This window comes from Dyadobacter diqingensis, from assembly GCF_024220585.1.
GTDB lineage: Bacteria > Bacteroidota > Bacteroidia > Cytophagales > Spirosomataceae > Dyadobacter > Dyadobacter diqingensis.
This window is the reverse complement of sequence record NZ_JAMXKF010000007.1, coordinates 53,148-67,388: the sequence shown is the minus strand read 5'-3', so window position 1 is coordinate 67,388 and position 14,241 is coordinate 53,148. Positions and strand designations below refer to the sequence as shown.

Genomic DNA, 14,241 nt, shown 5'->3' with positions numbered 1-14,241 from the left:
TATGATTATGAATAAGATTAAAAAGATATATTTTTTCCTGATACTGGGCACACTGACTTTCGGCTGTGACAATTATCTGGATGTGAACGTCGACCCGACTTTGAAGCCGGATGCAACCGTGCAGGAGTTACTGCCTACGGCGCAGTTTTATGTCAGCGAAGCGAGTTATCAGCAGGCCTATTATGCGTGTCAGTATGCGCAGCAGATCAGCAGTAATCTGGGGACGAACGGGACCGATACCTATGCGGAATCAGAAAATGCAATTGGCTGGTCGAATTTCTATTTGTACGTAGTGCCGCAGTTAAATACCATCATTCTCAAAGGTAAGACGGACGATATACCGGCTTACACCGGAATCGCGAAGACGCTGATGGCTTATGGCTTGGGACTGGCGACGGCAAACTGGGAAAATATTCCGTTTTCGCAAGCGGACCAGGAACCAAAAAACTTCCAGCCTGGATATGATTCGCAACAGGAAATTTATAACAGCATTCAGAAACTCCTTGATGAAGGTATTACGGATCTGGCGAAAAATACAGGAGCAAAACCGGGTACCGACGATTTGATTTATGGAGGCGATCTAGGCAAATGGACGCGTCTCGCTTATTCTTTGAAGGCAAGATATCTCATGCATCTGTCCGCGAAAAATCCTAAACAGACGGCGGATAACGCATTGCTGGCTTTACAGAACGGTATGAAAAGCAACGCGGATGATTTTCAAATGCCATACAATACTAAAAATTTGAGTCCCTGGTACAGCCGTGTGGCGTTGGCGAATAGCACCGGAAATCTTTCGGTAACCTATGGAAGCACTTTTGTAGACCTGATGAATGGAAAAGTGCAGGGTATCACAGATCCGCGATTATCCAAAGTAGTGACGCTGAAAACCGGTCAGACTGCTTACAACGGCGTTTTTCCTGGTTCAAACGCAGGTTCAACGGTTGACTTTACGGTGAAATCATGGCACTCGTCCATTACGTCGCCGGTATTGCTGATGACCTATGCAGAAGTAAAGGCGATAGAGGCGGAGGCAAGATTTTTATCGGGCAACGGAACATTTACCTCCAAAGGAAGTACCGAAAACGCGCATTTGGCCTATCTGGAAATTGCCCGGGCTAACATGGTAAAACTTGGGGTAGCTGACGCGGATATCACCACCTATCTGACATCTGCCGCTGTGAATGTAGGTGCTTCTCAACTGACACTGTTGCATATCCTCCGTGAAAAATACAAGGCGATGTTCCTGATCGGGGATATTTGGACGGACCTTAGAAAATACGACTATTGGGATTTTCCATTACCGCAAAATATGAACGTGGAATTGGGAGGAAAACGGATTCAGCGCATGAAATATCCGTCTTCCGAACTGACCAGGAATTCGGGGAATGCGGAGGCTAATTCAAAGACACCCGAAACATCGATGTGGTACATCGCCAAATAGTTTTCAGAAAGTTTTAAGACAAATTATCATGAAAAAGAAGATATATAAAGTACTGGTTTCCCTGGTTTTATCCATGAGCATTTTTCTGACCGGCTGTTATGACGAGCCGGATCTGATCAGCGACATTTCAACAAGCGTCGGAAAGGTGGCCCAGGTTTCGATCGTCTGGCTGGGGACCGTCAGGCAGACTACTTCGAGCAGTGCGGTGGTAACCGGGCAAACGGTCGATGCAGGCGCTGCAACGACATTTAATATCGAGTTTAACTCAGAAATTCCGGTAAAAGAATTTAAAGTTTATTGGGCGGCTACGGCCACCGGCACCCAAACGCTGGTAGCTACTATTCCGGCCGGGACGCAAAAATATGATGCAACGCTCAGAAGTTATGTGCTTACGGTTCCGGTTCAGGCGCAGGACACCAAAGGGACAACCCGGATTTTCTTTGCTGCCATAACAACGGATAACGGACTGGTATCGCTCCAAAAATCGGCGACGCTGACAACAAATAAATAATCTGAGCATCAGCTCGGAAACGATCATTAATTCCTGGCAACCTACGATGACGTTCCGATCGGAGAAATATTTTCCGGTCGGAATTTTCTTTTGCAACAGACCCGCAACATTAGCAGTATCAGGGTGAAGATTCCAAACTCCTCATTTATCTTTGAGGCTGAAAGCCTTTAACCCCTTAGTTATCCGTCAAATAATGTTTCGTTACGCCAATTTTTTCCGGAAATTTCTTTTTTCAGTCTGTATTTTAGTCGGTACCGCCTCTTTTTCTTTTGGGCAGCAAGGTGGTGCAGTGGTGCTTTCGGGGAAAGTAACAGACGGAAAAACCGGCAAACCGCTTCCTTTTGCTAACGTATTTGTCAATAACTCTACAATTGGAACCAATGCCGATGAAAACGGAAATTATAAATTATCCGGATTGACGATCGGTACGATTGAAATGGCCGTGTCATTTTTGGGTTATGAAACGGTGAAGCAAACGTTACGGTTTGAACAGCCCGGTGCAAAAACGGTGCATTTCAAGCTTATCGAAGGGATGCAATTGACGGGAGTTACCATTTATTCCAAAAAGAATAAAAAACGGGAAAAACATCTGGCGATCATTACGAGAGAATTACTTGGAAAAACACCTTTTTCAAAACAATGCCGTATCCTGAACCCGGAAGTATTACGCATTTCACTGGATGATAACGGGCATTTGAGTGCGCAAACATCCGCGCCTCTGATCATTGAGAATAATGCGCTGGGGTATAAAATTCATCAGGACCTGGATGATTTCGATTATTATCAGGGAAGGGTTTTATACGGTGGAAGTACGCGTTTCGAATTGCTGACACCCAAAGACAGCGTTCAGAAAAAGCAATGGAGGACTAACCAGAAGATCGCTTATCAGGGTTCTTTAAAACATTTGCTTGCCAGTATGGTTGCGGATAGTTTGCAGGAAGAAGGATTTAAGGTTTATCAGGAGATTCCTGATTCTATGCGGATGTTCCGATCTGTACGAAGCATGAATGGCTATAACAGCATTGCCAATAATGTCCACAACCGGATAGAACCGATTCTTGGAAACAGACTGATCCGTCCGGGAGAACTGATGACAGAACGGCTGGTTGTGTCCAAAACGATGCTGGAAGTTTTTTATACGAAAAAAAGGGGAAGTTCGCCGTATTCGGATATGCCCTATGTTTATACCCAGCTAAAATTCCCGCAGGGTTATTGCGTGATCACGCCGCAAGGCTGGGTGGTAATGCCAATGGGCTTCGAAATTGCCGGTTACCTGGGCAATGATCGCTATTCAACACTGCTTCCGGCTGACTGGAAAAAGGGGGATTTTTAATGGGTAATTGTCAGTTGTTAATGGTCAATAGTCAATAGTCAATCGGCGTTGCCAGTAGTCGTAATTTGCAAGAGAAGTCAACTTTTGAAAAGCTTACTTCTCTCTCAGGCTTCACCATTTACCATTAATAATTAACCATTATTTTCTTGTTTTCTAAAATCAAGAAAGGTAGATGCATATTCCAGCTGGGTTTGAAATAATCCTGATTTAAAAAGCCTTTGGCATAATTTCCCAACACGATATCTGTATCCCCGTCTCCATCGAGATCATTTGCATCCATGCAGATCCAGCGTCCGTATTGGCTGACAGGAATAGCGTGAGGAATGAAGTTTGGGAATGGTTTTGCATTGTTTTGCTCAAAGTAGAGGAAACTCTCAGAGGAATTTTTTTCAAAATCAGCGAAGAATGCGATGGTTGCAAAATCAATATCACCATCGAGATCGAAATCCTTTGCGATAACTTTGGTAGCACCGTTGATGGGGTAGAAGAAGGTCTTTTCAAACCGAAAATCTGCGTTAATTAAATCCCCCTTGTTGAGGAAAATATACAAGCCGTGGTAAGGTTTCAGGATTCTGGAATAGTCGCTGTTGTCGCCGGCCGTATACACAATATCCGGTTTGCCGTCTTTGTTTACATCAACCAGCTGAAAGCTGCTTGATCCGTACACAGGTGGAAAACGCAGTATGTTTTTTGTTTCAAATCCACCTTTCTGATTATTGAGAAATAACCAGATTCCTTCATCGGCATGGGCAAATAAAGCCATGATGTCGGTCCAGCCATCGTGGTTAAAATCGCCGGTGATAGCCTGCGTTGCGCCGGCAACCTCTCTGATGGCTGTTTTTTCGAATGTTTTATCAGCCAATTGTTTGATCAGATAAAGCCCGCCTTTGTTGTGGCCGAAGCTGCAAACTATGTAGTCAGCCAGACCATCCTTGTTAAAATCTCCGGTTGCAGTTTGTATAGGCCGGATCAGGTCAGAAGTGATGGGTTTCGTTGGAATTTCCCCCTTTTGTTTATCGAATTGTAACAATGCCCCGCCAGCCAAATCAACCGCTTTCATTTCGCCTATGGAGGTGATGAGGTGGTGTGTGTCTGAAAAATGGATATCTACGGCTGGTGATGGCAGTTTTGCCGCGACCGATGATTTGAAGTTCTTATCCCATTTAACCAAATCCGGGTTTTCGGCACTGCTGGTATAAATGTGCTGATCGGTTTTGTTAATGGCAACGAGCGTAGTAGTAGCAATAAAATCAGTGTCTTTCGGAGGTGTTTTTAATGAAAATATTGACCAGTCATGAATCGGTTTCACTGGTGCAACCGTTTGCGGGAGACTAACAGGTGCCAGAGAATCGTAATAGGCTACGATTTTAAACCAGTCGCTTTGTGAAATTGCCGACCGCTCATTTTGGAAATAGTGATTATTTTGCCAGACTTCTAATCCCAGTTGTTTGGCCATGGCAGGTAAAACCTGATTTTTCCAGGTTTCCTTATCCAAGAGTTCAGGTTCAACCGGTAAATGGCAGGTACTGCAATATTTGCCCGCCAGTTTTTGTCCTTCTGCCAGTTCGCCGGTCAATTCATTTGGTTCATCTCCGGTTTTAGCATTACAGCTAATGAATGAGACGCAGCAAATGAGAGAAAAAAATACCCCGATGTGTTTAAAATGTCGGTTTTTCGGGCGCATAACTTGGGTTATTTCGTCAATGATAAACAAAAAGAGGCAGTCGCGAAACTGCCTCTTTTTTGCGGATTATAGTTTGTTATTGATATCCTGGATTTTGTTTCAGTGAAGAAACGCCGTTTCTGGTACTTAAATCAATCTGTGTTTGTGGAATCGGGAAATATTCGTTTCTGTTTTTAAGAAACTTTCCACCACTGACATCAGGTGTGATTTTGCTTTCGAAAGTCACGTAAGCATTAAGTGTTTGCTCAGCAACGCCCCAACGCGATAAGTCGAAGAAACGGTGTCCTTCCATTGCAAGTTCAATTTTGCGCTCAAAATAGATTGCTTTAAGTGCTCCGTCCTTACCTTTTGCAGCAAAAGCTCCCGCAGGATAAATCGCAATTTTGTAATTGCTGGCGGGTGTTTTAGTGTACCCTGCCATTGGTTTTGAAGGGTCAGCATAAGTGTAAACCCAGCTTTCTGGTTTTGCAGCACGCGCACGAACCTTGTTTACATATTCCTGTGCTTTTTCAAGACTTCCAGCCTGAGCCTCAGCTTCTGCCGCCATCAGCAAAACATCAGCAAAACGAATAACCTGAACGTTAATTGCCGTTCCGGGTGCCCAGGAGTGCTGATCTGAGTATTTGTCCTGTGTTGCCTGATAGTACATGTTTTTCTTTGGAGAATACGGACCGGCATATCCCTGGTCACGAATCCATGCCTGACCCGGGTGATTTCCCCAATCAAGGAAAGGAATGCCACGGCGTCCAACTGTCCAGTCGATACGTGGATCCAGGGCAACGGTTCCGTCCGGCGTGTAGGTTGCATCAGATTTGATACCCATATCGTTTTTCAACGTTGAAGCATTGTAGTTATCAACCAAAGGAAGTCCGCTTGCGTCTGTCTGGAAAGAATTGGCCAGGTCAAGACTTGGCTGATAAAATCCACAGCAACGGAAAGGGGAGTTATACGGAAAATTCAGCATACCTCCGGTGTTGGCGTTGTCGATCGTGTTTGTTCCATCATTGGCAGCCATTTGTACTGCAAAAACCGATTCTGCAAGGTTTTTCTTGGCGGCGTCAAAATTATCCTGATACTGTGGCAGCAACTCATATTTAAGTCCATTGCTGGTAGTACCTGAACTGATCACCTGATCAAAAATTCCTTTTGCTTCTGTGAATTTTTTCTCAAACAGATAGGCCTTGCCCAGGTAAGTAGCGGCAGCCCACTTATTCACCCTTCCAACCTCGGCCTGCGTCGCAGGAAGGTTTTCCATCGCAAATTTAAAGTCTGCTTCAATATTTGGCCAAATGTCTACATCGTTTTTAACAGCCGCAGGGTCCACTGTCTTTTCATCAACCCAGGGCACCATGTTGAACATTTTTTTCAATTCGAAATAATAATGTCCACGCAGGAAACGTGCCTGAGCCGTGAAGCTTACTTTTTCGGCATCGGTAATACCTGAAGTAACAAGCGGAACGAATTTCAAAACGGTGTTTGCCCGGTTAATTCCCTCATAAACGGCTTTCCATTTACTGTTAAAGAAACCATTACTAGGGCCATGACTGTAAATCATAATCGAGTTGATACCTGGCTGATCGGCACCATCACTGCCTTTTTTTGCATCACCACCGGCAATACTTCCGTAAATCCAGTTGTCTGCCGCTGCGTCCCATGCGCTTGCTGCGCCCACTCCGTTTCCGTCCAGTGCGGCATATGCGCCGATGAGAAGCCCATCAACACCCGCTTTTGTACTTAATTGTGCGTCACTAAGCGCGCCTAACGCTGGTTTTTCTAAAAAACTGTCCTGACATGCGTACGAAAGCAGACCGAAAGCAACTACTAAAGCTATTTTGGAAAATCTTAATTTTTTCATCTCTTTTCTGTTTAAGGATACAGTTATTAGAATGTCAGATTTAGGCCAATGATGAATTGACGTGTGTTAGGATAAACACCTTCATCAAGACCAAATGCTGTGGAACCATCAACCTGGCTTTGTCCAACTTCCGGATCCGGACCTGAGTATTTTGTGATTGTAAACAGGTTCGCAGTTTGTACGTAAACACGCAGTTTCTCGATTTTTAGGCTGTGCGTCAAGCTTTTTGGTAATGTATAACCCAGCTGAGCATTCTTTGCACGCAGGTATGATCCTTTTTCTACATAGTAAGAGTTTGGAACGTTGGTGGTACTGAATGAACCAGTATTCTCCTGAATCGGAGCAGTAGCGTTCATGTGATCAGGTCTCCATGAATCATACAACGCTGTGTTGCTTTTTGCACCCTGGAAGTTGGTATAGAAGTCATTCCACCATTTAAGGTTGTTCCAGATTTCGTTACCCTGCACACCGTAGAAGAAAATACCAAAATCGAAGTTTTTGTAGTTACCTCCGATATTCAAGCCGTAGCTGAATTTTGGACTAGGATTGCCAAGGAAAGTTCTGTCATCAGATGTGATAATTCCGTCGCCGTTGATGTCTGCATAACGGAAACGACCCACTTTAACTTCATTTTGGTATACCGCATCAGCGTTGCCTGATCTTTCGATAGCGCTTGCGTTAGCTTTGTCGATATCCTGTTGCGAGTTCCAGAAACCATCGATTTTGTAGCCAAAGAACTGACCGATCGAGTGGCCCACTGCATTACGGATAATGTTGCTACCATTAAATCGACGGCCTTCCTGATCAAAATAAGTGGCACCGTCGGTGATTTTTTTGATTTCGTTGTTGTAGGTCGTCAGGGTAACAGTCGCATTTAGCTTGAAATTTTTCGTAATGTTTTTCTCTGCGTAAACTGACATGTCAATACCCTTGTTGGCCATTTTTCCAATATTAACGGCTGGTGCAGTTCCTTGTCCAACTGTTCCGGCAAGTTCAGGAGAGAATAGCAGGTCGTTGATATTTTTCTGGTAGTAGTCAATAGTAAGGTCAACCGCACCGTTAAATAACGTCGCATCAATACCGATATTCGAGTTGATGTTACTTTCCCATTTTGCATTCGGGTTTCCTACACGGGTTCTCTGAAATCCTTGTACGGTGCTGTTGCCAGTTCCTTTGATATCATAGAAAGAATTGCTTCTGTTTAATCCGAAAGTAGTGAAAGCGTTAGATGGGTTTACGTTAAACTGGTTTCCCATGATACCATAACCCCCGCGAATTTTCAAGTCAGTAATCCAGTCAATACCTTTCATGAAGTTTTCTTCCTTGATTCTCCATCCTGCACTGACAGCCGGGAACCATCCGAACTGATTCGTGAAACGGGAAGAACCATCACGACGGATTGTACCACTTAACAAATAACGATCTCTGAAATTGTAGTCAACGCGTCCGATGTAAGAGAATAAAGCATCCGCAAATTTGGCGCTGTAATTTGTTGGCGTACCTGATCCCGTAGAAAGAATTGTGTAGTTAGGATCAAAAGAGAAATAACTCTGAGAGGTACCACCCACTTCTCTGCCTGAATTGTTATAGGCCTCCGTTCCTGCAAGGACTTTGATAGAGTGTTTATCGTTGAAAGAATGTTCGTAAGAAATCGTGTTGGTCCATGTCCAGTTAAAACCCGTGTTGGTATACTCTGTGTAGGAGTTTGTGGTTGTGTTTTCCGCATTTTCCCATTCAGGATAGCTGAAAGAGTTTCCTCTTTGAGAGTAATAACTACCTCCGAAATTAGAGCGAACTGTGAAGTCTTTCAGGAAGTCGATTTCGGCAAACATATTTCCGAAAACACCGTTGGAAAGACCTTTGTTGTTACGGGCGCGGTCACGGATCGCAACCGGGTTTTTTGCGTTACCCAACCCGCTTCCGAAGGAGCCTGCATAGTTTCCCTGAACGTCGTAAACCGGAATAATCGGCTGCATACGATAAGCCATCCCGATTCCGCCGCCTTCCTGCAAAATGTCAGTTCTTGGGTTATCAACCAATTGCAAAATGACATTTTCACCCACGCGGATGTGTTTGCTTACATTGTACTGGCTGTTGGAACGAAGGGTATAACGTTTCAGGTAAGTATTCTTCAAGTTTCCCTGCTGGTTGAAATGGCTGAAAGAGAAGAAATATCCACCGTCAGCACCACCGCCACTTACAGAAAGATTATGACTTTGCGTAGGAGCATTTTTGAATACTTCATGAAACCAGTCTGTTCCTTGCTTGTTCGCTTTTACGATACGGTAAAACGAATCCATATCGGCTTTATCGGTGTAATTCGGGTTTACATAATATTTGGAAAGATCAACGGATCCTTCTTTCATACCTGTTGGTACGATGTAGTCTGGCAAAACTGGTGTTGCGCCATTTCCGTATTGTGGATCGTTGATGGTAACGCCGGAGTTTTTAAGCGCAAGAAATTTAAGATCGGCCATTCCCTGAGAGGAAAGGATGTCGTATACATTCCCTTTTCTTACAACCTGCGTACCATAATACATGTCGTAGTTCACCTTCACTTTACCTGAACCACGTTTTGTAGTGATAACCACAACACCATTGGATGCACGAGAACCATAAATAGAAGCAGAACCCGCATCTTTCAACACCTGCATGGTTGCAACGTCATTTGGGTTAAGATTGTTGATATCCTGTGTAGGTACACCGTCGACTACGTAAAGAGGTGTATTATTTCCAAATGAGTTAATACCGCGGATACGAACCTGAGGCGCCTGTCCTGGTTGTCCTGACGTCAAAACGGTTACCCCGGAAGCACGTCCCTGTAACTGGTTGGCAAGGTTTGAGTTAGGCTGCTCGGTTAATTCTGCCACTTTTACAACAGAAACGGCACCCGTCAAATCCTTTTTTCTGGCCGTACCATAACCTACAACGACTACCTCGCTCAGCAGTTTTTCATCGGTCGTTAGTGTTACGTTCGCCGTGGTTTGGCCTGCGGAGATCTCCACATCTTTTGAACTGAAACCTACAAAGCTGAACGTCAAGATAATGTTACCATCTGGCGTGTCGATTTTGTAATTCCCATCAGCGCCGGTATTGGTCCCGCGTGAAGTTCCTTTTACAATAACGGAAACACCTGGCAGGCCCGCACCGGAGCCATCCGTAACAGTTCCTGAAATGGTACGGTCAACGGCCGGGTTTTTGAATTTCTGAGGTTCCAGATTTTCCGTTTCCAGCTTAATGCGTTTCAGTACAATTTGTTTGCCGGAAACTTCATAAGAAAGGTTAAGCGGATTCAGAATTATTTTTAATGCCTCACCAAGCTGTTGCTGCTGAAGGTTGACCGATATTTTTCTCTCCGCCTTAATAAGACTTGAACTGTACAGGAATTTTACTTTTGCCTGTTCCTCGATCGTAGTCAGCACTTTACGTACATCCTGATTCTGCATTTGTATTGTAACACGGTTGTTCAACACCTCCTGGGCTTCGCTGACGCGTGCCATGGAAATAGTTGAAAGCAGTGCTGCAATGATGAGTTGCGTACAACTGAATCTCATAATGATCTGCCAATGAGCATAGTTAGGATACATTTTTTTCATAACTTTACTTTAAGTTTTGTTTAACATGGAAAAATGGGCAAAACAAATCCTCCATCCGTTGGAAGCGGATGACATTCGTGTTGGGGATAATGGATCAGGTTGGTGATGGTGCAAACATCATCAACCTTCTTTTTTTGGTTAGGTCATATATAACAAATGTGTAAAAAGGGTTAATTGGTGAATATAAACTAGGGTATTAAAAGCAATTTTAATCCTGATGACAACCCCTGCCGGTAATGACTACCCGCGCCTCCACAACTTCAAATTTCGCCTCGATGCCTTTACAGATCAGGTCAATTTTTTCATAAAGATTTTCATTCGAGAATGATGCCGTCAGCAGGCAGTTACCAAATAACTCTTCATCATACACGATATCAATTCCATAGGTCTGTTCCAGATTTGTGAAAATCTGCGAAACGCTGGCATCCTGAAATTTCAGCATGGGGGCGGGCAATACCGTGGAAGCAATAATTTCAGGAGAGTCCACGAGTGACTTTTTTATTCTGATTTCATCTCTCGAAAACAGCACTTTCTGGTTCGGCGTAATAATAACTCCGCCAAGGTCTGTATTGGTGCGGGTTGTTTCGGCGTCATGATCCATTCGGGTATAAACGGATACTTTTCCCGTTTTTACTTCGACTTCCAGGTGTTTCTGATCGTCGAAGGATTTAACCAGGAAGCTGGTACCAAGTACTTTGGTGATCAACTCGTTTGAGTATACAAAAAAGGGCAGGTCAGGGTTTTTGGTAACGTTAAAAAATGCCTGTCCGGATAGATATACTTCCCGTCTCCCATCTTTGTCGAAATCTTTGCGGTAACTAATACTGCTGTTTGGGTGCAGGAGAACCGTGCTGCTATCGGGTAGAATCACCACGTGAGGCCGCGACGTATCATTTGTCTTTTCGATTAATGGTACATCAACAGCTGAAATGAGTTCTTCGTAGGTCACGGTGGTATCACTTTTTCCGCTTCTGACAAGCCAGCCGACCAGAAGTATCAGCATCGCGGCGCTGGCAAAAGAAATCGCCATCCAGTGCGATAATATTCGGGACGGGCGGGCAGTGGTTTTGTTTTTATTTTCGTGAATTGTGAAAAGAATGCTTTCTACTTTTTCGTCCGAAGGAAAATCTGTTTCCATGTCGGTTTTGAGCTGCAAAAGAATTGACTTTGCGCTCGCGATCATTTCTGATTTTTCCGGATATTTTATTGAAAATTCATTCCAGAAGTTATCGGTTTCAGTATCAGGATTGTAAACCCATTCTTTGAAATTCGCATCTTCAAGAAAGTCGGTTACCTCATAATTGTAGTAACTCATATAGATAGAACTATTCTGTGTAAAAATTAAACTTGTCCTTTATATAGCAAGAGGAGCTATCCGGCGCGTTTAACTCACTTGGTCAGGATTATTTTAAAAAAAATAAAAATAATCCTGTGAATAGTGCTGAAATGGTAAGCTGACGCAGTTTTAAAACTGCTCTCTGGATTAAATTTCGAACGGATTGTTCGTTGATGGTAAGGATTTCAGAAATTTCAGCATAGCTGAAATCCTGATAATAACGGAGCATAAGCACTTCATACTGACGAACCGGTAGGTTTTTCAACCACACGTTCAGCTCATCTTTTTGTTTTTGAGAACTTTCAGCCTCAATAATTTCGTACTCTTTCGGAAGTGAAACAGGATGAATACCTTCGTCGATATGGTCCCAGCGCTGATTAAGATTGTGCGTTTCGTTCAGCGATTTGTGAATCCGGCGGCGGAGTGCACGGAATAAATAGAATTTTGGAGATTCAACATCGGCGAGTCGGCTTCGGCATTGCCAGAGGTCGATAAATAATTCCTGAACAATGTCTTCCACGGCTTCTTCATCCGCGAGAATTTTCTTTCCATAACTGTAAAGTACCCGCACATACTTATGATAAAGTACCGTAAAGGCATTCTCATCGCCTTGCTTGAAGGCCAGCCACAGTACTTTGTCATCGTGATATGTAGTGCTTGGTATCAAATAGTTAGGTTATTTATTTTTTCTCAAAAGTATTAAAATTTATAAGAATAGAACAATTTTAGTTCAGCTAGTTCCTGAATATTATCATTTTTCTGTCAGATATTGATAAATTAATACTAGTTACAAATTTTGATATTCATAACTGTGTCTCTGCCTGATATTTTTTTTACAGAGCTGTAAAGCAACTTTTCTACGCTTAATCATCATTTTTTGACCTTATCGTTTTTCAGAATTACGAAGGGTAAATGAGTGTCCCAGTCGGGCTTAAAATTATCCTGATTCATGAAACCTTTTGAAAAATTTCCCAGAACAATATCCACGTCACCATCGCTGTCGTAGTCGCCCGCATCCATGCAGATCCATCGGCCGGAGTGATGTACAGGCACGGCGTGTACAGCGAACGAAGGGAAATTTTTTTCTTTATTTTGTTCAAAATAAAGAAAACCCTCGGACGGCATATTTTTCAGGTCAGCAAAGAACGCAATGGTAGCCAGATCGACATCACCGTCCATATCAAAATCGTTTGCGATTACCTTCGTAGCGCCGTGAATAGCGTAAAAGAAAGCTTTTTCAAAGTGAATATTACCGCTTTTCAAATCACCTTTGTTGATGTACACATACAGTCCATGGTATGGTTTTAATATTCTGGAATAGTCGCTGTTATCTCCTGCGGTATAAACAATATCCAATTTGTTGTCATGGTTCATATCAATCAGCTGAAAGCTGCTTGATCCATAAACCGAAGGAAAACGCAGGATGTTTTCGGTTTTAAATCCACCCTTCTGATCATTCAGAAATAGCCAGATCCCTTCATCTGCATGAGCAAATAATGCCATGATATCGGGCCAGCCGTCCTGGTTAAAGTCCCCCGTGAGGGTCTGAGTTGCTCCCGGAATTTCCCGGAGGGAAACTCTTTTGAAAGTCTTGTCGGGTAATTGTTCAAGGATGTAAAGACCGCCCTGATTATGGCCAAAACTGCAAACGATGTAATCCGTCAATCCATCCTTATTGTAATCGATGGGCCGGCTCTGAATGGGGCGTATGAAATTGTCCCCAATTTTATTTTTGACAGCAGAACCATTTTTTGCCTGACTTATGGCTGTTATATCTCCCTTTGTTGCGTCCAGCGCACGCATGCCACCCATACACGTGATCACCATGTTTTCACGATTAAATGAAATATCGACCGCGGATGTGGATAGTGTTGCAACAAGTTTTGATTCCAGTTTCTGGTTCCAAACATATAATCCCGGATTGTTGAGGTCGCTCGTATAAATTTCTCCTGTTTTAGGATGTATTCCGATCATGAGGGTCGCGGCAGTTTGCGCGGTATCAGTCATCGGTTTTACGATCTTAAACATTCCGGAGTCATGTAGCAGATTTGAGGTTTTATTCTGATTAAGCGTATCCGGCGCCAGCGTTTCATAGTAGTGAACAATCGCCTGCCAGTCGCGGCTGGATAGCCTCGAATTTTTGCTGGGCAGGTATACATTTCCCTGCAAAACTTCAATCCCGAATTGCTCTGCCATTGCCGGCAAGACGCCGTCACGCCAGGTTCTTTTATCAAGCAGGTTGGGAGACGGCAATAAGTGGCAGCTACTGCACTGAGCCCTGACAAGAGCTTCTTCTTTTGCAAGCGTAGTGTCCGAAACGTTTCCTCCGCATGAGCCCAGCAAAGCAAGAAATAATAAGATGGTTATGTTGAAAAAGTAGTAGTAAATCTTGTTATAGTTCATAGTTGAAATGAGCTTCCTGAAAGCTTCTGGCATTCTTAGATTTCTTAATGGTAAGTATAGATATAATTATTTAAATATTATT

At 43.5% G+C, this 14,241-nt stretch carries 9 protein-coding genes; 3 read left to right on the top strand and 6 right to left on the bottom strand.

The window, feature by feature from the left end:
- Nucleotides 1–7: 7 nt before the first annotated feature.
- The 3 genes from M1L62_RS18815 (at nt 8) to M1L62_RS18805 (ending at nt 3,285) form a co-directional block, all read left to right on the top strand.
- On the top strand, nt 8–1,441 hold the full coding sequence (locus M1L62_RS18815; RefSeq protein WP_254561166.1) for a SusD/RagB family nutrient-binding outer membrane lipoprotein: 1,434 nt from the start codon (nt 8–10) through the stop codon (nt 1,439–1,441).
- A 28-nt stretch (nt 1,442–1,469) separates the two neighbouring features.
- On the top strand, nt 1,470–1,952 hold the full coding sequence (locus M1L62_RS18810) for a hypothetical protein (RefSeq protein WP_254561165.1): 483 nt from the start codon (nt 1,470–1,472) through the stop codon (nt 1,950–1,952).
- Between the two features lie 193 nt (nt 1,953–2,145).
- Nucleotides 2,146–3,285 (top strand): carboxypeptidase-like regulatory domain-containing protein, encoded by a 1,140-nt coding sequence (locus M1L62_RS18805; RefSeq protein ID WP_254561164.1) that lies wholly within the window; start codon nt 2,146–2,148, stop codon nt 3,283–3,285.
- Nucleotides 3,286–3,409: 124 nt separating this feature from the next.
- Here M1L62_RS18805 and M1L62_RS18800 read toward each other — a convergent pair whose 3' ends face one another.
- From M1L62_RS18800 to M1L62_RS18775, 6 genes are all read right to left on the bottom strand, one after another.
- Nucleotides 3,410–4,969: an FG-GAP repeat domain-containing protein gene (locus M1L62_RS18800; protein WP_254561163.1), complete on the bottom strand. Its 1,560-nt coding sequence runs from the start codon at nt 4,967–4,969 to the stop codon at nt 3,410–3,412.
- A gap of 76 nt (nt 4,970–5,045) precedes the next feature.
- Entirely contained in the window at nt 5,046–6,824 is a 1,779-nt protein-coding gene (locus M1L62_RS18795; RefSeq protein ID WP_254561162.1) for a RagB/SusD family nutrient uptake outer membrane protein, read from the bottom strand.
- A gap of 26 nt (nt 6,825–6,850) precedes the next feature.
- On the bottom strand, nt 6,851–10,420 hold the full coding sequence (locus M1L62_RS18790) for a TonB-dependent receptor (protein WP_254561161.1): 3,570 nt from the start codon (nt 10,418–10,420) through the stop codon (nt 6,851–6,853).
- A gap of 208 nt (nt 10,421–10,628) precedes the next feature.
- Complete coding sequence (locus M1L62_RS18785) at nt 10,629–11,735, bottom strand: FecR family protein (RefSeq protein ID WP_254561160.1); 1,107 nt, start codon at nt 11,733–11,735, stop codon at nt 10,629–10,631.
- 88 nt (nt 11,736–11,823) lie between these two features.
- Entirely contained in the window at nt 11,824–12,423 is a 600-nt protein-coding gene (locus tag M1L62_RS18780; RefSeq protein ID WP_254561159.1) for an RNA polymerase sigma factor, read from the bottom strand.
- Nucleotides 12,424–12,626: 203 nt separating this feature from the next.
- Nucleotides 12,627–14,159, bottom strand: a complete 1,533-nt coding sequence (locus tag M1L62_RS18775) for an FG-GAP-like repeat-containing protein (protein ID WP_254561158.1) — start codon at nt 14,157–14,159, stop codon at nt 12,627–12,629.
- Nucleotides 14,160–14,241 lie beyond the last annotated feature (82 nt).